Origin of the sequence: Halomonas sp. SS10-MC5 (assembly GCF_015992245.1) — a bacterium.
Lineage (GTDB): Bacteria > Pseudomonadota > Gammaproteobacteria > Pseudomonadales > Halomonadaceae > Halomonas > Halomonas sulfidoxydans.
Window position 1 is genome coordinate 3,971,103 of sequence record NZ_CP065435.1, and the last position, 17,467, is coordinate 3,988,569.

Below are 17,467 nucleotides of genomic sequence, written 5' to 3' on the forward strand. Positions count from 1 at the left end.
TCATATCGTATTGACAGATTCAATGGAGTCAGCTTGGCCGGCTTTCAAGTCACCGGCCAGGGAAAGGATGCGGCAGCTTGACGCGGATCAACGTAGCCAGATCACGCTGGCCAAGCGCCCGGTCCTGCCGTCGTCGCGACGATGGGAATAGAAGCGCGACTCGCAGGCGGTGCAGAAGTGGCCGCCGCTGATGTGGGCGACGCCGAGCCGCTCCAGGCGCAGGCGGGCAAGCTTGTAGAGGTCGGCCATGTGGTGGCCCAGACGATAGGGGCTGGGATCGAATGCGGCGGCGGCCTCCGGATGCACGCCGACGAAGGCCTGCTGCACCTCAGGCCCCACCTCGAACTGGGCGTTGGAGATCGCCGGCCCCAGCCAGGCCATCAGCTCCTCTGGCGGGGCGGCGAGCGCTGCCACCGTGGCCTCGAGCACCCCGCCGGCCAGCCCTCGCCAGCCGGCATGGGCCACGCCGACCCGGCTACCCTGGCGGTCGCAGAAGAACACCGGCAGGCAATCGGCGGTCAGTACCACGCAGGCATGGCCGCGATCGAAGGCCACCGAGGCGTCGGCCTCGGGCATGCCGTCGCTGTAGCCCGACTGCACCCTGGCACCGTGCACCTGCCTGAGCCACAGCAGCGGCCGCTCGTCCTCGAGCTCATTGCCGATCAGACGCCGGCACAGCGCCACGTGAGCGGGATTGTCGCCCAACTGGTCGGCCGGGTTGAAGCAGGCGAACTCGCCTTGACTCGGCCCGGTCTCGCGCGTCGTGACGAAGGCGCCAACGCTGGCAGGCGCCGGCCAGTCGGGCTCGATCAGGGTCGGTTGCAGATGGGGGGCGTCGCTCATGGGACTCCTCAGCGCATGGCCTCGTGGTCGTCACGCAGGTAGTCGATCAACAGCAGCAGGTCGTCGGGCAACGCGGCGCGGAACTCGACCGGCTCGCCGCTGCCGGGGTGCAGGAAGGCCAGCTTCCTGGCATGCAGCGCCTGGCGCGGAAACTCCCGCAGCAACGTCTTGAGCGCCTCGCCGGCCCCCGCCGGCAGCTTGAGCCGCCCACCGTATACCGGATCGCCGATCAGCGGGAAGCGCCGATGCGCCAGGTGCACGCGGATCTGGTGGGTGCGGCCTGTCTCGAGCCGGCAGCGCACGTGGGTATGGGCTCGGAAGCGTTCGACCACGCGATAGTGGGTCACCGCCGGCTTGCCGCTGGCGTGTACCGCCTGGCGCTTGCGGTCCTTCGGGTGCCGGCCGATGGGGGCGTCGACCGTGCCGCCGGAGGTCATCACACCGACGCAGACCGCATCGTACTCGCGCGATACCGTGCGGGCCTGGAGCTGTTCGACCAGGGCGGTCTGGGCGGCCAACGTCTTGGCCACCACCATCAGCCCCGTGGTGTCCTTGTCCAGGCGATGCACGATACCGGCCCGCGGCACCACGGCTAGGCCCGGACAATGGTGCAACAGCGCATTGAGCAGGGTGCCGTCGGGATTGCCCGCAGCCGGGTGCACCACCAGCCCCGCCGGCTTGTCGATGATCAGGAGCTCTTCGTCTTCATGGACCACGTCGAGCGGTATCGCCTCGGGCTCGAAGCGTTTCTCCTCCTCGAGTTCGGCGGCGAGCTGCAGCCATTCGCCGCCGGCCATCTTGTCCTTGGGCTTGCCCGGGCGACCATCGACGGTCAGCGCCCCCTCTTTGATCCACCCCTTGAGGCGCTCGCGGGAATGGTCGGCGAAGAGCTCGGCGGCGGCCTGGTCGAGGCGAGAGCCGGCCAGTGAGACGGGCACGCGTTGCTGGGCTTCCACGGTCTGGGGCATAGGGGGGTATCGCTGTCGGCATCCTCGGACTGCGTTTTCACGCGAGGTGCTTTATAGTGGACGGGTTACGGTCGATTCTACCACGGCCGACACGGCTTGTTAGACACGAGGATCACGATGCGCGTTTCCCCCATCGCCACACGCCTTATCGCTCTGCTCCTGGCCGCCACCCTGGTCAGCGGCTGTGCCGGCAGGTCTGCCACGGAAGAAGAACAGGACGAATTCGAAGGCGTCGCCGAGCAGCAGCTCTACGACGAGGCGCGCGATGCGCTCGAGGACGGACGCTACACCACCGCCATCTCGCGTCTCGAGGCCATCGATACGCGCTATCCGTTTGGCCGCCATGCCGAACAGGCCCAGCTCGAACTGATCTACGCCTACTACGAGACCAGCGACTGGGAAGCCACCCGCGCCGCCGCCAGCCGCTTCATTCGCCTGCACCCGACGCACCCGCAAGCCGACTACGCGCTCTACATGCGCGGGCTGGCCTCATGGCAGGCGGGGCGCTTCAGCCTCGAGCGCCTGCGCCTGATCGACATCTCCAAGCGTGACCTCGGCGCCTCGCGTGACGCTTATACCGACTTCCGCGAGCTGGTGTCGCGCTATCCGGACAGCGAATACGCTCCCGATGCCGAACAGCGTATCGTCTACCTGCGCAACGTGCTGGCACGCCACGAGCTGCATGTCGCCGATTTCTACCTGCGCAAGGGGGCCTATCTGGCCGCCGTCGAGCGCGGCCGCTGGGTGGTCGAGAACTACCCCGAAGCCGAGGCCACCCGCGACGCGCTGGCGGTGATGGTCGAAGGCTACCTGGGACTCGACATGCGCGACCGCGCGCGTGAAGTGCTGCAGGTACTGATTCAGAACGATCCCGGCAACGATCGCCTGCGTGGCCGCACTTTCCAGCCGCAGCACGTGCGCGCGGAGTCGCTCTCCGCCTGATTCACCCATCGGCCCGAGACGAAGAACCCGCGAGCCTGCTCGCGGGTTCTTGCGTTTGGCCTGCCAGTGTCGTCAGTCGCCGGGCTGCCAGCCGTTGACGATGGGGTAGCGGCGGTCGCGACCAAACCCACGCGGCGTCACCCGCACGCCAACCGGCGCCTGGCGTCGCTTGTACTCGTTGCGATCGACCAACCTGACCACCTGGTAGACGTCGTCGCGCTCGAAGCCGGCCGCAATGATCGCCTCGGCGCTCATGTCGCCCTCGATGTAGCGTGCCAGGATGGCGTCGAGGGTGTCGTAGTCGGGCAGCGAGTCGGTGTCCTTCTGGTCGGGTGCCAGCTCGGCGGAGGGCGGGCGCGTGATGACACGTTCGGGGATCGCCGGCGACTGGGTGTTGCGCCAGCGGGCCAGGCGATAGACCCAGGTCTTGTAGACGTCCTTGAGCGCATTGAAGCCGCCCACCATGTCGCCGTAGAGCGTGGCATAGCCCACCGCCATCTCGCTCTTGTTGCCGGTGGTCAGCACCATCAGGCCTTTCTTGTTGGAGATCGCCATCAGCAGCACACCACGACAGCGCGACTGCAGGTTCTCCTCGGTGGTGTCGCGCTCGGTGCCGGCGAAGGTGTCGGCCAGGGTGGCCATGAAGGCGTCGACCATGGGCTCGATCGGCAGCACCTCGTAGTGCACGCCGAGCAGCCGCGCCTGCTCGGCGGCGTCTTCCTGGGAGATGTCGGCGGTGTAGCGATACGGCATCATCACCGCATGCACCCGCTGCGGCCCCAGCGCGTCCACCGCGATGGCAAGCGACAGGGCCGAGTCGATGCCGCCGGAGAGCCCCAGCACCACGCCCTGGAAGCCGCTCTTGTTGACGTAGTCGCGCACGCCGCTGACCAGCGCGCAGTAGAGGCTCTCCTCGGGCGCCTCGGGGGCTTCGATCTCCCCCTCCTGCGGCACCCATCCGTCTGCCTCTTTGACGAACTGCACCGGCATCAGTCCCGCCTGCCAGTAGGGCGCCACTACCCGCACCTGGCCGCTTGCGTCGACGCAGGCCGAGCCGCCGTCGAAGACCAGCTCGTCCTGGCCGCCGATGGTATTGACGTAGACCAGCGGCAGCGCCACCTCGGCGGCTCGCTGCTCGAGCAGGCGCAGGCGCTCGGCCGGCTTGTCCTGGTGATAGGGCGAAGCGTTGAGCGTGACGAGGATGTCCGCTCCGTCATCGCGGGCCGCCCGCACCGGGCCCCCGTCCCAGATGTCTTCGCAGATCAGGATGCCGAGCCTGGCGCCCTTGTGCTCGATCACCAGACTCTGCTCACCGGTACTGAAATAGCGGCGCTCGTCGAAGACCTGGTAGTTGGGCAGCGCCTGCTTGGCGTATTCACCGATCCACTCGCCGTTGTAGAGCAGCCCGGCGAGGTTGTAGCCGAGCCCTTCGCGCCGGCCGGGATAGCCGATGATCACCAGCACGTCGCGGGACATTTTCGCCGCCATGCGGGAACGCGCCTCGCGCAGGCGGGTCTCCATTGAAGGGCGCAGCAGCAGATCCTCGGGGGGATAGCCGCTCAGGAACAGCTCGGGGAACACCACGATGTCGGCACCATGTTCGATGCGCGCCTCGCGAACGGCTTCGATGGCACGATCGGCGTTGCCGGGGATGTCCCCGACCAACGGGTCCAATTGCGCCATCACCAGCGTCAAATCTTGCATGGGCGTAGAAATCTCTTGAGAATCCGAGGTCACTGTATTGTCCCGCAAGGGCGTCCGGCTGGCAAAGCCGCTAGCCCCCACCTGGGAGACGAACGAGGATGAACCTGTTGCTCATTCGGCTGATCATCTTCGCCGTGTTGTTCTTCGCCGGCCTCAAGCTCTATCGCATGTACCGCGAATGGAAGCTTGACCACGAGGAGCGGCTCGAGGGCGAATCGCACCAAGAGGGCGGCCAGATGGTGCGCTGCGCCTGGTGTCAGGTGCACGTCCCCGAGACCGATGCCCTGCGCGACCAGGGAGAGTGGTTCTGCAGCAGTGCCCATCGCGACCGCTTCCTCCAGGAGCAACGCCCCGAGGAGTAGACCGTCAGGCGATGACGGCAATCGCCTACAAACTCTATCGGTAATGGCTGATAGACGCCGCGCCGGTCTCGACTAGAGTGAATGCCTCATGATCAGGGGAATCCCTCCAGGAGAGCTTCATGGACGCGGCTCACGCCTCGCCTAGCGCCGCCCTGCGCCAGCGCGGCCTCACCCTCATCGAACTCCTCGTGGTCATCGCCGTGGCCAGCGTGCTGCTGGGCTGGGCGGTTCCCGGGCTTCAGGCGATGAGCGCCCGCCACGAAGTGACCGCCGAAGCGCATCGACTGCGGGTGGCACTCTCGCTGGGGCGCAACACGGCCATCACCCGGCGCACCCCGGTGATCGTCTGCCCCAGCCCCGACCACAGGCGCTGCGTCATGGACGACTGGAGCGCCCCGTTGGCCATCGTCCTCGGCCCCCTGGCGGGAAACGAATTTTCCGAGAGCGCCCTGCTGCGAGTGATCGAGGCCAACCGCGGCGTTCGTGTCAGCTATCGCCAGGATGGCAAGCCGGTACGCTATGGTGCCCTGGGGCGGCCAGCGGGGCACAATGGCACCTTCCGCATCTGCGGTCGCCACGAACAGGGCGCCCAACTGGTGCTCAGCAACTTCGGGCGGGTGCGTGCCGGCAGCGCCATCGACTGCTGAGCGCACTGCGTCGCTCGCTATAGGAGGCTGCATGCGCCGTGCCATCGTGGGTTACCATCAGGACGAAGAAAACCACTGGGTCGCCGAACTCGAATGCGGCCACAACCAGCATGTCCGCCACCAGCCGCCCTGGGTCGAGCGCCCCTGGGTCACGACGGAGGCCGGCCGCGTTTCGCGCCTCGGGCTCGCACTCGAATGCGTCAAATGCGACCGCGGCGAGCCGCCGGACAACCTCGGGGCATCGCTACCCCTTGGGCCCCATCAGCAGCCAGATGATCAGGCCGACCAGCGGGAAGACCAGCAGCACGATGATCCACAGCAGCTTGGCGATGGGCCCGGCCGGACTCTTGGCCACCTTGACGATGGCCCAGACCAGGATGATCAGCCAGATCAGACCCAGCAGGCCGCCTACTTCGATTCCCATTCGACATCTCCTTGTCCAGCAGTAGGTGCTGATTCAAGAACTAGCACGCAGCGTCACGAGCAACAATCCGAAACTGTAGCGTTATGTGAATCAAGGTAGCGCGCTTCACGCCGTTCGCCACCATTCGGGTAACAGCTGACGCACCTCGTGCCGCTGGAAGCGATCGTCCATCAGCACCAGCGTGCCGCGATCCTGAGGGCTGCGGATCACCCTGCCGGCGGCCTGGATCACCTTGATCAGTCCCGGGATGCGATAGGCATAGGCGTCGCCACAGCCGAAGCGCGACTCCAGCCTGGCCTTGAGCGCCTCGTTGAAGGGATCGAACGGCGGCAGACCCAGGGTGGCGATGAAGGCGCCGATCAGCCGCTCGCCGGGCAGGTCGATGCCCTCGCCGAAAGCCCCGCCCAGCACCGCGAAGCCGATGCCCTGCGCACCCGGCTGAAAGCGCGCCAGGAACGCATCGCGCTCGGCTTCACGCATGCCGCGGGATTGGCTCCAGCAGGGCAGCTCGGGGTGGCGGCGTGCCAGCCGCGCCTCCACGGCCTGCAGGTAGGCGAAACTGCTGAAGAAGGCGAGATAGAGACCGGGGCGGCGGCGGTACTGGCCGGCCAGCTCGTCGACGATGGGGTCGAGCGAGGCCTCGCGGTCACGCAGGCGCGTCGAGATGGCGCCCTGGATGCGCACCTCGAGCTGCTCGGCGCGAAACGGCGAGGCGACCGACAGCCTCACGCTCTGGCCGGGCACGCCCAGCAGGTCACGGTGGTAGGCCACCGGTGACAGGGTCGCCGAGAACAGCACGCTGCTGTGCGCCTGGGCGAAGCGCGGCGCCAGGAAATCCGCCGGGATCAGGTTGCGCAGGCCCAACACCGCGCGACCGCGACCGTGCCGGGTCAGGTCGCACAGCGAGTGCTCGCCGAACGACTCGGCCAGGCGACAGAAGCCCAGGGCCTCGAACAGCCGCTCCTGCAGGAGCGGGTCGGCGCCGCCCGGGTGCTCGGCCAGATAGTCGGTGATCGCCGCAGCCGCCTGCTGCAGGGCGCCGACGAACCGCGCGGGCAGGTCGTCGAGGACGCGGTAGGTCGGCTGGCCCGCCTGGCCCTCGTCGGCGCCGCCCTGTTCCCGCACCAAGGCCTGCCATTGGCGCATCAGCCGCCCGAGGGGCTTCACCAGCGGCGCGGGGGCACTGCGGTGCAACTGGCCGAAGGCGCGCTGGTGCAGCTCACCGCTGTACATGCCGCGGGCCCGCTCCACCAGGTTGTGCGCTTCGTCCACCAACAGCGCCAGGCGCCAGCCATTGGCCTGGGCCAGGCCGTACAGCAGCGCCGACGCATCGAAGTAGTGGTTGACGTCGCCCACGCAGACGTCGCTCCAGCGTGCCAGCTCCTGCCCCAGGTAATAGGGGCAGATACCATGCTCGCGCGCCACCTGGCGCAGCGCCTCACGATCGAGCCAGCCCCGCGCGACCGCGGCCTGACGGGCGCTGGGCAAGCGGTCGTAGAAGCCGGCGGCCAGCGGGCAGGCATCGCCATGACACGCCTTGTCGGGATGCTCGCAGACCTTGCTGCGGGCGGTCAGCTCCAGCACCCGCAGGGGCAGATGCCGCTGGCGGTCCCCGGCCCCTCCTCCGCCCTGGCCGGCGGTCCCCAGCCGGGCCAGGGCATCCAGCGCCAGGCGCCGCCCCGGGGTCTTCATGGTCAGGAAGGCGAGCCGATCGATGCCTTGGCGCGGCATCGCCTTGAGCGTGGGAAACAGCGTGGCCACGGTTTTGCCGATGCCGGTCGGGGCCTCGGCCAGCAGGCAGCGACCGGTGGCTGCCGCCTTGTAGACGCCCTCGGCCAGCTCACGCTGCCCGGGACGAAACTCGGCGTGGGGGAAGTCCAGGTCGGCTAGGGCGGTGTCGCGCGCCTGGCGATGCTGCGCCTCCTGCTCGGCCCAGCCCAGGAAGCGCTCGCACTGGGCCTCGAAGAAGGCGGTGAGATCGGCGGCGCTGGCCGTCTCGGTGAGCAGTGTCTCGCGCTCGCTGCCGATGTCGAGGTAGACCAGCGCCAGGGTCAAGGAGTCGAGCCCTCGTTCGGCGCACAGCAGCGCCCCGTAGACCCTGACCTGGGCCCAGTGCAGGGCGCGCTGGTTGGCGGCCATGCGCGACAGGTCGCCGCGATGGGTCTTGATCTCCTCGAGCCGGTTGTGCCGCGGATCATAGCCATCGGCCCGCCCGCTGACGAGGAGGCCGCGGTGACACCCACTCAGGACGATCTCGCGCTCGTAGCCCTCTTCGCGGCGCCCCGTCACCAGGGCATGGCCGGCGATACCCTCACGGGCACTGGGCGAGGGCGTGAAGCGGTGGTCGAGGTCGCCCTCGCGGGCGGTGAAGTCGCACAGTGCCCGCACGGCCACCCGGTAGCGCGGCGTTGCGGCATGCGCCATGGCAGCGCTCACGACGCCGCGTCCTGCTGCCAGGTCACATGGCAGACCACGGCGTCGATCCCCTGCGCACGGAAGAACGCCAGCCAGCGGCGCTGGTTGTCCTGCAGCCTGTCGCCGGGGCCCTTCACCTCGATCAGTCGATAGCGGGGCTCGCCACCGGGCAGGAACTGGATCAGGTCGGGCAACCCGGCGCGATTGGCCCTGAGGTCGGTCAGCAGGCGCTCGAAGCAGGCGCGCAGGTGGGCGGCCGGAAGGCAGGCCAGTGCCTGCTCGAGCAGCGCCTCGTCAAGGGCCTCCCAGTGCACGAAGGGCGATGCCAGCCCACGTTTCTCTCGCCAGGCACGCCAGATCGCGTCGCCGTGGGTACCATCGTCGAGCCGCGCCAGGCAGGCCTCGAAGCGCTCTCGGCGGCGGGCCACGAAGTCGTCGTGGTGAAGATCCGCGGGGCCAGCGTGGAACGGGTGGAAGAAGGCGCCGGGCAGCGGCGCGAACAGCGCCGGCCAGCAGAGCAGGCCGAACAGGCCCGTCATGAGCGTGTTCTCGACATAGTGCACCGGGGCCTCAGGACGGCTCAGGTACTCGGCCACGGCCTGCTCGACGCCCGACGAGCCGATGCGCGGCAGGCACAGGTCGAGCCGCTGCGGCGCGACGTCGGGCTCGCGGCCCGGCGGTGCCAGCCCCAGCCGGCGGCACAGTCTGGGCAGCAGCCGCGCCAGCGCCTGGGTCTCCTGTTCGCCTAGGTCCGATCCCCAGGCCCGACTGGCCAGGGCATGGGCCTGGCGATGCTCCCCCCGCCGCTCCAGCAGCCGCAGGCGGCGTATGCGCGCCTCTACCTGCCCCCCCGGCCCGTCACCGCTCTCGGCATAGAGCCGCAGGGCCAGCGTCTCCTGACCGTGACGCTCGGCGGACTGGCCCAGCAGGAACGCCAGCCTGCCTCGCCGCTGCGCCAGCCAGGTATTCTCAGCCGGCACGACCGGCATCTCGTCCACCAGCGCCGCGGGCGACTCCCCCTGCTCCAACCGCTCACGCAGCGCGTGCAGCGCCAGGTAGGCGTCCACCTCCTCGCGATGCTGGAAGGCCCGTGAGCCGGGCGTCAGCTCGACTCGCTCGAAGCGCTGCAGACCGAGCTCGGTGAGCACGAACTCGGCCCAGTCCTGGCGCAGGTTGCCGAAGAACATCAGCCGCAGCCGATCGCACCAGGGCATCACGGTCAAGCGCACGATGCTTTCGCCGCTCAGCCTCTCGCCGGCTTCCGGCCACCATTCGGCCAGCCGCTGCACCTGGGTCAAGCGCGGCTGCAGCGTCTCCTGCAGGACCGCCTTGCTCGCCCTGGGCGTCAGCCCGACGGCGGCGATCTCCGCGGCCAGCGCTCGACGCAGCTCGGCCAGGCGCAGCAGATGAAAGAGTTCGGCGAGGCCCAGCGGCGGATCCGCCTCGACCCAGCCGCCCTCGACGAGCGGGGTCAGCGCACGCTGGGTATCGCCGACCTCCGGGTAGCAGAGCTTGGCACTGCGGAAGAGCTCGCCCTTGCGCATCACCATGCGTACCAGTAGCGCCTGGGACGGCTGCGGCAACGCCTCGAAATCGGCCACCAAGGCGCGCTCCACCGCAGTCAGCAGGTCGCCGTGGCGTTCGCCCACCCAGCCTAGCACGAAGCGGAAATTCGCCAGGTAGTAGAGGGGGTCGTCGAGCGAGGCGGTGACCGGCGCAGGGCCTGAAATACTGTTCATGCATCCATGATATCAGTCCTGCGCCGCCCCGCCAGCCCCGCCGTCAGTGCAAGCCTGCGGCGAGTGCGCGCACTACCTCCGCGGCGGGCACCTCGCGGCAGGCGCTGGCGTTCTGCCCGGCCCACAGCGGCGAGAAGTCGGCGCTGCCCGCCGCCTCGGCGGCGCTACGCAGCGGCGCGATGGCGGCGGTGGCCAGGGGAAAGGCAGGCGCCACGTCGCCGAGCGGGCCGAGCTCGCGCATCAACCGAGTGACGATGCCGCGCGCAGGCCGCCCGGTGTAGAGGTTGGTCAGGGCGGTGTGGCGCGCCGCCTCGCTCATGAGCGCCCGGCGGTGCAGCGCCGAGGTAGTGGCCTCGGGGCAGCACAGGAAGGCGGTGCCGACCTGGACGGCCGCGGCTCCCAGCGCCAGGGCGGCTGCCACGCCACGGGCATCGGCGATGCCGCCGGCGGCGATCACCGGCAGCGAGACGGCGGCCACCACTTGCGGCAGCAGGGCCAGGGTGCCGAGCTGGGTGGTGACGTCCTCGCTGAGGAACATGCCGCGGTGGCCGCCGGCCTCCACTCCCTGGGCGATCACCGCGTCGACGCCGCGTGCCTCGAGCCAGCGCGCCTCCTCGACCGTGGTGGCGGAGGAGAGCACCTTCGCGCCCCAGCCCTTGACCCGCTCGACCAATGCCGGCTCGGGCAGGCCGAAGTGGAAACTGACCACTTCGGGGCGAAACGGCTCCAAGGCGTCACAGGCCGCCTGGTCGAACGGGCGTCGCCCCGCCCCCGCCGGCACGCCGTCGATGTCGAGTCCGTATTCGGCGTAGTAGGGGGCCAGCGCCTCATGCCAGCGCGCCTGCCGCGACTCGTCCGGCACCGGCGGCACGTGGCAGAAAAAGTTGACGTTGATCGGTCGCGTCGTCGCCGCGCGGATACGGCGCAGCTCCTCACTCATCGCCTCGGGTGCGAGCATGGCGCAGGGCAAGGCGCCAAGGCCACCCGCCGCGCTCACCGCCACGGCCAGGTCGCCGCCCTGCACGCCAGCCATCGGCGCCTGGAGTATGGGAAGCTCGATGCCGAGCTGTCGGATCAGGCTCATGGGTCCTCTCCCTGGTGTCGTTGACGTCGCCACGGCCGCTTCCGGCCCAAGCTATCGGCGGCATAGGCACCCCGCTCCCCCATGGGCCGGGACGCCCCCACCGTGGTGTCGCGCCGGGTCTGGCGCTCCATTTCAGCGTTGATCTCGGCCCCCAGCAATACGACGTACGACGAGAGCCAGAACCACAGCATCAGCACCACCACGGCCCCCAGCGAACCGTAGAGCTCGTCCATGCTGGCAATCTGGCCCACGTAGAGCGACAGCCCCCCCGAGCCCAGCAGCCACAGCAGCGTCGCCGTCACGGTCCCCATGCTCACCCACTCCCAGCGTGGCGAGCGGCGGTAGGGGCCGTAGCGGTAGAGCACAGCGATAACGAACATCATCAACGGCAGCAGCGCCGGCCAGCGCAGCCACTTGATCAGGGTGACCAGGGGGCCGTCCAGGGCGAGCCAGCCGATGGCGAGGGGATAGAGGGCGACGAACACCGTGGCCGCCAGCGACATCAGGATCAGGCCGAGGGTAAGGGCGGCCACCACCAGCATGCGATGCACCAGACCACGCCGGTCCTCCTCGCCATAGACCACGTTGAGCCCTACCATCAGGCCGCGCACCCCCTTGGAAGCGAGGAATATCGCCACGGCCAGACCGAGCAGGGCCGTCAGACTCAACCCGGTATCGGTATTCTCGCTGACCTCCCGGGCCTGCTCATGGATCAGCCGGGCCCCTCCCGGCGGCATGAAACGGCTGATCTCGCCGATCTGGCTGGCCACCTCTGCCGGATCGAAGGCCAGCGCCCACAGCGAGATGACCGCCCCGATGGCCGGGAACAGCGAGAGCAGCGCATAGAAAGCAATGCCGGCCGCCAGCATGTTGACGCGATCGTGCGAGAGCTGCGCCTTGACTCGCCACATCACGTCCAGCCATCCCGGGCCGGGTATCTGGTGGGGATTGTCGGCTCGCCTGCCGCGCCAGAATTTCCTCATTCGCCTCCTCGGGACGGCTGCGCCGGGCGCAGAACCATGCGGGTATCCCGTATCTCGATGTCGAACCGGTTGAGGAAGCTCATGCCCAGCAGGGCCACCTCCCCCTCCAGCCCGGGGCTGATGGAGCCACGCACCTGGCTGGCGGTGAAGCCCCCCAGGCTGACCTCGTCGAGCCAGGTCAGGTCGCCGCGCACGCGTCCATTGGCGGTGTTGAACCATGCCGAGCCCGCACGCTCCAGGCCCAACTGCTCGGCCAGCCTCGCCGACACGGCGACGTAGGTGGCGCCGGTATCGAGCAGGAACTCGACCGGTTCGCCGTTGATACGCCCCGTGGCCAGAAAGTGCCCCGAGCGGTTGCGCTCGAGCACGATCGGCTCTTCCGTTCCGCTCACGGTGGTGATCAGGTGGGCATTCGGGTTGCGCTGGTTCTCGAGGAAGCCGTGGAACCACCAGCTGCCGAAGCCGATGAACGCCACCCAGAACAGCAACATCATGCCCATTCCGGCGCGCCGGATCGAACCGCATTCATGCTGCATCGACTCCCCTCCTGACCAAACGCGACGATGCTTTGACACCCTCGGTTCCGCTGTCTGTACTGAAGGGCGGCAAGTTTCCTTAGCCAGTGAAACCGCGACATGCGCCGAAGGCAACGCCCGTCGGCCATGGCTTCAACAAGAACAAGGATAAGCCCCATGCGTGAGAGCATCGAATCTTCGACCCGGTTGGCTCGCCGTCATTCCCCCAGCGCGAGGCGCCTGGCCGCCCCCCCACTCGTCGCTCTGCTGCTGTGCGCCAGCGCCTCGGCGCTGGGCTGGGACGAGCTGGTGGAGAAACAGGTCTTCGAGATGGAGACCTACACCAGCACGGGGGGCGAGACCATCGCCCCGCTGCGCATCGGCTGGGAGGCCTACGGCGAACTCAACGAGGCGAAGGACAACGCCATCCTGATTACCCACTTCTTCTCCGGCACCAGCCATGCCGCCGGCCGTTACGCCGAGGATGACGCCGCGCCCGGTTACTGGGACGCCATCATCGGTCCCGGCAAGCCGCTGGACACCGACGAATACTACATCATCGCCTCGGATACGCTGGTCAACCTCAATGCCCACGACCCCAACGTGACCACCACCGGACCGGCCACCACCAACCCGGAGACCGGCGAGCCCTGGGGCACCGACTTCCCGCTGGTCACCATCCGCGACTTCGTCGAGGTGCAGAAGGCCCTGCTCGAGAGCCAGGGCATCGAACGACTGCACGCGGTGATGGGCGCCTCCATGGGAGCGCTGCAGGCCTACGAGTGGGCCAGCGCCTACCCCGAGCGGGTCGAGCGGCTGATCCCGGTGATCGGCGGCGGTGTTTCCGACCCCTGGCTGCTCGCCACCCTGGGCGCCTGGGCCGCCCCCATTCGCCTGGACGCCAACTGGAACGGCGGCGACTACTATGACGGCGAGCCACCGCTGGACGGCCTGCGCGAGTCGCTCAAGCTCGTCACCCTCAACGCCAACCACTGGCAGTGGGCCAACGCCACCTTCGACCGCAGCTGGGCCGACGAGGATGCCGACCCGACCCGCGAGCTCGAGGCACGCTACGCCATTGAGCAGACCCTCGACGACATCGCCGCCTCGCGGGCCGAACTGGCCGACGCCAACCACCTGCTCTACCTGGTGAAGGCCAACCAGGCCTTCATCACCGGCCACGGCGACAGCCTCGAAGAGGGGCTGGCGCGCATCGAGGCGCCCACGCTGATCCTCTACAGCGAGGACGACCTGGTCTTCGCGCCGCAGGGCGTACGCCAGACCGCCGAACTGATCGAGGCCGACGGCACCGAAGTCGAACTGGTCTCGCTGGAGGGCAATCGCGGCCATCTCGACGGCGTGGTCGCCATCGACCAGGCCGGCGATCGCATCCGCTCCTTCCTCGCCGAATGAGGTCCCGCTCCCTGGCATCAGCCCGCCAGGGAGCGCACCAGCAGATAGGCACCCATGGCCAGCAGACCGCTGAGGAAGACCCGCCGAAAGGTGGACTCCGAAAGCCGTTGACGCAGCCGCTGGCCGAGCTGCATGCCCACGATGGCCGGCACCACCGCTCCCAGAGAGAGCACTCCCAGCTCCACACTGAGCAGACGCTGTTCGCCCATGGAGAAGCCCAGCGCCGTGGTGGTCGCGACAAACAGGACGCCCATGGCCTGAATCAGCATGTCCCGCGGCAGCCCGAGGGACTGCAGGTAGGCCACGCCGGGAAATACTGAGGAGCCCGTCATGCCGGTCAGCATTCCAGTCAAAGCGCCATTGACCGGCGCGGCGTAGCGGCCACGGCTGACCAGCGCAGCAAGGCCAAGGTTGAACAACCCGGCGAGGGCATAGAAGGCGAGCAGCACCCCCAGCAAGCCGGAAAGCCAGCGCACGTCGACCCTGGCCAGAATGCCGACCCCCAGCCACACGGTCACCACCGAGGCCAGCAGGAAGGGCCACAGCAGGCGCAGGATCTGGCGCAGGTAACCGCCGACCAGCGCCTGCCACACATTGGTGACGATGGTCGGGACCAGTAGCAGCGCCATGGCCGACGGCAGCCCCACCGTGGCCGCAAGCAAGGCCAGCGAGACCGTGGGCATGCCCATGCCGATCACGCCCTTGACCAGACCGGCGACGACGAAGGTCGCCGCTACCAGCACCAGCAGCAAGGGATCCAGGCTCATCGCACGGCGCTTCCCGCCGCGGCGTGGCCGTTGCACCGCTCCCACTCGGCCGCCGCCTGCTCCCCCCGGGCCTGGTTCACCGCCAGGCAGATCAGCATGGCAACGACGAACAGTACCGCGCACAGCAGGATCGAAGCCTGCAGCCCCACCACCGACTGCAGCAGCCCCAGGCCGACGATGCCGAAGACGCCGGCCAGCTTGTTAGCCAGCCCCCAAAAACCGAAGAACTCGGCGGCCTTGCGCGTGGGCGAGAACAGCCCCACCAGGGCACGGCTGGCCGACTGGCTTGAGCCAAGCGAAAGTCCGGCCAGGCAGCCGACGACCAGAAACAGGTGTTGGGCCTCCCACTCCAGCCCCAGGCTGGCGTTGAGCCAGGCGGTCACCTCGGGCGTGGCCCAGATGGCGAGTATCGCCGCCACCCACAGCAGCAGGGTCAACTGGTAGGTGAACTTGGTGCCGATCCGGTCCTGGAGGAAGCCGAAGCCCAGCGCGCCGGCCGCCGCGGTGACCTGCACGATGATGAACATGACGTTGCGAATCGATTCGTCCCAGCCGATCACCTGGGCACCGTAGATGAAGGCGAAGGCGATGATGATGTAGACCCCGGCCATGGAGAACAGCAGTGACACCAGAAAGACGCCCAGGTCGCGAAAGCGCCGCAGCTCGTGCAGGGTGGTGGAGACGCGCTCCCAGGCGATTTCGCGGTAGGTTTTGACATGCGGCTGTGGGTCGCCGCGCTCCTTCACCCAGAGGAAGGTGGGAATGGCAGTGATCAGGAAGAACGCCGCCGCGAAGGGCCCCACCCAGCGGATGCGCTCGAAGTTCTCGGCGCTGGCCTCGCCCAGTGCCACCAGGGTGAACCCGGCGGCAAACAGGCCGCCGACGTAGCCCAGCGCCCAGCCGAAGCCGGAGATCTTGCCGAGGTCCTGGGGCGGGCCGAGGTCGGGCAGGAACGCCGCAATGAAGGACTCGCCCATGGAATAGGCGTAGTTGGATACCACGATCAGCAACAGCCCCAGCAGCACATAGCCGGGAGCGACGAAATAGAGCAGCGCGGTGGCCACCACGGTGGCGATGTAGCTGACGAACAGGAAACGCTTCTTGGCCGCCCGGTAGTCCATCACCGCCCCGCACAGCGGGCCGGTGACCACTACCAGCAGGTAGCTCACGGCCAGAGCCAGGCTCCATAGCAGGTTGGCCAGGCGGAAGCCGTCGCCGCGATCACCGACGATGACGGTGGTGAACAGCTCGCCGAACACCACGGTGATGATCAGCAGCGTATAGGCCTGGTTGGCGAAGTCGAACATCGCCCACCCGAAGATCTCCCGCTTCGACGCCCGCGGCCTGGGTGTCGTACCGCCAACGGCCGGTATCACGCTCATCTGTGCCTGCCCTCCTCGCCCTGCCCCCGGATTGCCAGCGCCTAGCCTACCAGCATATCGGGACAGGCATGACGACTTGGCGGCTTTCACTACACTGGGTACTACATTCCGGACTGGAGGCAGGCAATGGAACGCTTGAGTGCTATCCCCCTGGTGATGCTGGCCGCGGCATCGGCGCATGCCGAAGAGCTGACCCTGAGCACCGAACATCAGGACTTGCGGCTGGTACCCGTGGCAGAAGATCTCGAGCAGCCGTGGGGCGTGGCCATACTGCCCGGCGACCTCTACGTGATCAGCGAACGCACCGGACAGATCCAGACGTTCTACAACGGCGAACGGCAAGAGGTCGAAGGCCTGCCCGGCATCCATGTCGAGGGCCAGGCAGGCCTGCTCGACATCGCCGCCTCCCCCGACTACCCCGACACCGGCTGGATCTACTTCACCTACTCGAGCGGGGATGTAGACTCCACCGCCACGGCGCTGGCACGGGGCCGCCTGGCCGGCGACCGTCTGGTCGACGTGGAGGAGCTGTTCGAGCAGAACCGGCGCTCGGAGCCCAGCACCTACCCCGGCTCGCGGCTGGCCTGGATGGGCGACGACACCCTGCTGATGTCCGTCGGTGACCGCGGCACACCCGGCCGGGCCCAGGACACCCAGGATCACGCCGGGTCGATCCTGCGCCTCGATCCACAGGGCCTGGCCCCCGAGGACAACCCGCTGCTCGAAGAGGCCGGCTACCTGCCGGAGATCTACTCCTGGGGGCATCGGCGCGTGCTGGGGCTGGCCGTTGACGAAAAACGCAGCAACGTCTGGGCCGTGGAAAGCCGCAGCAACGGGCATGACGAACTGCTGCTCCTGCAACGCGGCCGAAACCACGGCTGGGCAGATGAAGCCGAAGACTCGGAGGTGCTGGTGGAGGACGCCGGCAGCGGGCTGTTCAACGAGGAGGACGTGGTCGAGCCTGCCTACCGTTTTGCCGAAGACGTGTCACCATCGGGCCTGGCCGTGGTCAACGGCGCGCACTACCCGCAGTGGGAGGGCAACCTGCTCGTCGGCGGGCTCGAGAGCGAACAGCTCTATCGCTTCGAGGTAAATGGCGGCGAAATCGCGGAGAGGGAAGAGCTCCTGGACGAGCCACAAGGGCCGGTACGCGAGGTGCGCCAAGGCCCGGATGGCTACCTTTACGTGCTCATAGGCGACGAGGACGGCACGCTCTATCGGCTCGAACCCGAGGAGTGAGCGCGCTCCACGCCATGCGGCCAGCCCACGCTGACGGGCA

At 68.3% G+C, this 17,467-nt stretch carries 16 protein-coding genes and 1 pseudogene; 6 read left to right on the forward strand and 11 right to left on the reverse strand.

What is annotated here, in order from left to right:
• Positions 1-87: 87 nt before the first annotated feature.
• Together pgeF and rluD are read right to left on the reverse strand one after the other, a co-directional pair.
• A complete protein-coding gene (gene pgeF / locus I4484_RS18525; RefSeq protein WP_197448649.1) occupies positions 88-843 on the reverse strand; it encodes a peptidoglycan editing factor PgeF in 756 nt (251 codons plus the stop codon).
• Between the two features lie 8 nt (positions 844-851).
• Entirely contained in the window at positions 852-1,811 is a 960-nt protein-coding gene (rluD, locus tag I4484_RS18530; RefSeq protein WP_197448650.1) for a 23S rRNA pseudouridine(1911/1915/1917) synthase RluD, read from the reverse strand.
• A gap of 117 nt (positions 1,812-1,928) precedes the next feature.
• Between rluD and I4484_RS18535 the strand changes: the two genes are divergently transcribed.
• Positions 1,929-2,753, forward strand: coding sequence for an outer membrane protein assembly factor BamD (locus I4484_RS18535; protein ID WP_197448651.1), 825 nt, complete (start codon positions 1,929-1,931; stop codon positions 2,751-2,753).
• A 72-nt stretch (positions 2,754-2,825) separates the two neighbouring features.
• Here I4484_RS18535 and I4484_RS18540 read toward each other — a convergent pair whose 3' ends face one another.
• Positions 2,826-4,457, reverse strand: a complete 1,632-nt coding sequence (locus I4484_RS18540; protein ID WP_197448652.1) for an NAD+ synthase — start codon at positions 4,455-4,457, stop codon at positions 2,826-2,828.
• Positions 4,458-4,555: 98 nt separating this feature from the next.
• Here I4484_RS18540 and I4484_RS18545 point away from each other — a divergent pair, with 98 nt between their 5' ends.
• From I4484_RS18545 to I4484_RS18555, 3 genes and pseudogenes are all read left to right on the forward strand, one after another.
• A complete protein-coding gene (locus I4484_RS18545) occupies positions 4,556-4,819 on the forward strand; it encodes a PP0621 family protein (RefSeq protein WP_197448653.1) in 264 nt (87 codons plus the stop codon).
• Positions 4,820-4,938: 119 nt separating this feature from the next.
• The gene (locus I4484_RS18550; protein WP_197448654.1) at positions 4,939-5,466 is read left to right on the forward strand and encodes a GspH/FimT family pseudopilin; all 528 of its coding nucleotides are present in this window, start codon (positions 4,939-4,941) and stop codon (positions 5,464-5,466) included.
• Between the two features lie 31 nt (positions 5,467-5,497).
• Positions 5,498-5,686 (forward strand): annotated as a pseudogene (locus I4484_RS18555) (DUF3565 domain-containing protein); the annotation flags it as partial.
• Between the two features lie 24 nt (positions 5,687-5,710).
• Here I4484_RS18555 and I4484_RS18560 read toward each other — a convergent pair.
• The 6 genes from I4484_RS18560 to I4484_RS18585 all read right to left on the reverse strand — a co-directional run bounded on the left by I4484_RS18560 (position 5,711) and on the right by I4484_RS18585 (position 12,647).
• A complete protein-coding gene (locus I4484_RS18560) occupies positions 5,711-5,890 on the reverse strand; it encodes a PLDc N-terminal domain-containing protein (protein WP_159554855.1) in 180 nt (59 codons plus the stop codon).
• A 105-nt stretch (positions 5,891-5,995) separates the two neighbouring features.
• Positions 5,996-8,314, reverse strand: coding sequence for an ATP-dependent DNA helicase (locus I4484_RS18565; protein WP_197451115.1), 2,319 nt, complete (start codon positions 8,312-8,314; stop codon positions 5,996-5,998).
• Positions 8,315-8,322: 8 nt separating this feature from the next.
• A complete protein-coding gene (locus tag I4484_RS18570) occupies positions 8,323-10,044 on the reverse strand; it encodes a VRR-NUC domain-containing protein (RefSeq protein WP_197448655.1) in 1,722 nt (573 codons plus the stop codon).
• Between the two features lie 43 nt (positions 10,045-10,087).
• Positions 10,088-11,128 (reverse strand): nitronate monooxygenase family protein, encoded by a 1,041-nt coding sequence (locus tag I4484_RS18575; RefSeq protein ID WP_197448656.1) that lies wholly within the window; start codon positions 11,126-11,128, stop codon positions 10,088-10,090.
• Positions 11,125-12,111 carry a YihY/virulence factor BrkB family protein gene (locus I4484_RS18580; protein ID WP_197448657.1) on the reverse strand — a complete coding sequence of 329 codons (987 nt, stop codon included), beginning with the start codon at positions 12,109-12,111 and terminating at the stop codon, positions 11,125-11,127. Before I4484_RS18580 ends, I4484_RS18575 begins: the two co-directional genes overlap by 4 nt.
• Positions 12,108-12,647 carry a TIGR02281 family clan AA aspartic protease gene (locus tag I4484_RS18585; RefSeq protein WP_197448658.1) on the reverse strand — a complete coding sequence of 180 codons (540 nt, stop codon included), beginning with the start codon at positions 12,645-12,647 and terminating at the stop codon, positions 12,108-12,110. The genes I4484_RS18580 and I4484_RS18585 overlap by 4 nt, the downstream gene beginning before the upstream one ends.
• A gap of 156 nt (positions 12,648-12,803) precedes the next feature.
• On the opposite strand from I4484_RS18585, the gene I4484_RS18590 reads away from it, so the two are divergent.
• Positions 12,804-14,039, forward strand: a complete 1,236-nt coding sequence (locus I4484_RS18590) for a homoserine O-acetyltransferase (RefSeq protein WP_197448659.1) — start codon at positions 12,804-12,806, stop codon at positions 14,037-14,039.
• 17 nt (positions 14,040-14,056) lie between these two features.
• Here I4484_RS18590 and I4484_RS18595 read toward each other — a convergent pair whose 3' ends face one another.
• Both I4484_RS18595 and I4484_RS18600 read right to left on the reverse strand, forming a co-directional pair.
• Positions 14,057-14,806 carry a sulfite exporter TauE/SafE family protein gene (locus I4484_RS18595; RefSeq protein ID WP_197448660.1) on the reverse strand — a complete coding sequence of 250 codons (750 nt, stop codon included), beginning with the start codon at positions 14,804-14,806 and terminating at the stop codon, positions 14,057-14,059.
• On the reverse strand, positions 14,803-16,188 hold the full coding sequence (locus I4484_RS18600) for an MFS transporter (RefSeq protein WP_197448661.1): 1,386 nt from the start codon (positions 16,186-16,188) through the stop codon (positions 14,803-14,805). Before I4484_RS18600 ends, I4484_RS18595 begins: the two co-directional genes overlap by 4 nt.
• A 126-nt stretch (positions 16,189-16,314) precedes the next feature.
• On the opposite strand from I4484_RS18600, the gene I4484_RS18605 reads away from it, so the two are divergent.
• On the forward strand, positions 16,315-17,427 hold the full coding sequence (locus I4484_RS18605) for a PQQ-dependent sugar dehydrogenase (RefSeq protein WP_197448662.1): 1,113 nt from the start codon (positions 16,315-16,317) through the stop codon (positions 17,425-17,427).
• The last annotated feature ends 40 nt before the right edge of the window (positions 17,428-17,467 follow it).

Coding starts and splice junctions, on each gene's coding strand:
- pgeF (WP_197448649.1), bottom strand. CDS start 843: ATGAGCGACGCCCCCCATCTGCAACCGACCCTGATCGAGCCCGACTGG.
- rluD (WP_197448650.1), bottom strand. CDS start 1,811: ATGCCCCAGACCGTGGAAGCCCAGCAACGCGTGCCCGTCTCACTGGCC.
- I4484_RS18535 (WP_197448651.1), top strand. CDS start 1,929: ATGCGCGTTTCCCCCATCGCCACACGCCTTATCGCTCTGCTCCTGGCC.
- I4484_RS18540 (WP_197448652.1), bottom strand. CDS start 4,457: ATGCAAGATTTGACGCTGGTGATGGCGCAATTGGACCCGTTGGTCGGG.
- I4484_RS18545 (WP_197448653.1), top strand. CDS start 4,556: ATGAACCTGTTGCTCATTCGGCTGATCATCTTCGCCGTGTTGTTCTTC.
- I4484_RS18550 (WP_197448654.1), top strand. CDS start 4,939: ATGGACGCGGCTCACGCCTCGCCTAGCGCCGCCCTGCGCCAGCGCGGC.
- I4484_RS18560 (WP_159554855.1), bottom strand. CDS start 5,890: ATGGGAATCGAAGTAGGCGGCCTGCTGGGTCTGATCTGGCTGATCATC.
- I4484_RS18565 (WP_197451115.1), bottom strand. CDS start 8,314: ATGGCGCATGCCGCAACGCCGCGCTACCGGGTGGCCGTGCGGGCACTG.
- I4484_RS18570 (WP_197448655.1), bottom strand. CDS start 10,044: ATGAACAGTATTTCAGGCCCTGCGCCGGTCACCGCCTCGCTCGACGAC.
- I4484_RS18575 (WP_197448656.1), bottom strand. CDS start 11,128: ATGAGCCTGATCCGACAGCTCGGCATCGAGCTTCCCATACTCCAGGCG.
- I4484_RS18580 (WP_197448657.1), bottom strand. CDS start 12,111: ATGAGGAAATTCTGGCGCGGCAGGCGAGCCGACAATCCCCACCAGATA.
- I4484_RS18585 (WP_197448658.1), bottom strand. CDS start 12,647: ATGCAGCATGAATGCGGTTCGATCCGGCGCGCCGGAATGGGCATGATG.
- I4484_RS18590 (WP_197448659.1), top strand. CDS start 12,804: ATGCGTGAGAGCATCGAATCTTCGACCCGGTTGGCTCGCCGTCATTCC.
- I4484_RS18595 (WP_197448660.1), bottom strand. CDS start 14,806: ATGAGCCTGGATCCCTTGCTGCTGGTGCTGGTAGCGGCGACCTTCGTC.
- I4484_RS18600 (WP_197448661.1), bottom strand. CDS start 16,188: ATGAGCGTGATACCGGCCGTTGGCGGTACGACACCCAGGCCGCGGGCG.
- I4484_RS18605 (WP_197448662.1), top strand. CDS start 16,315: ATGGAACGCTTGAGTGCTATCCCCCTGGTGATGCTGGCCGCGGCATCG.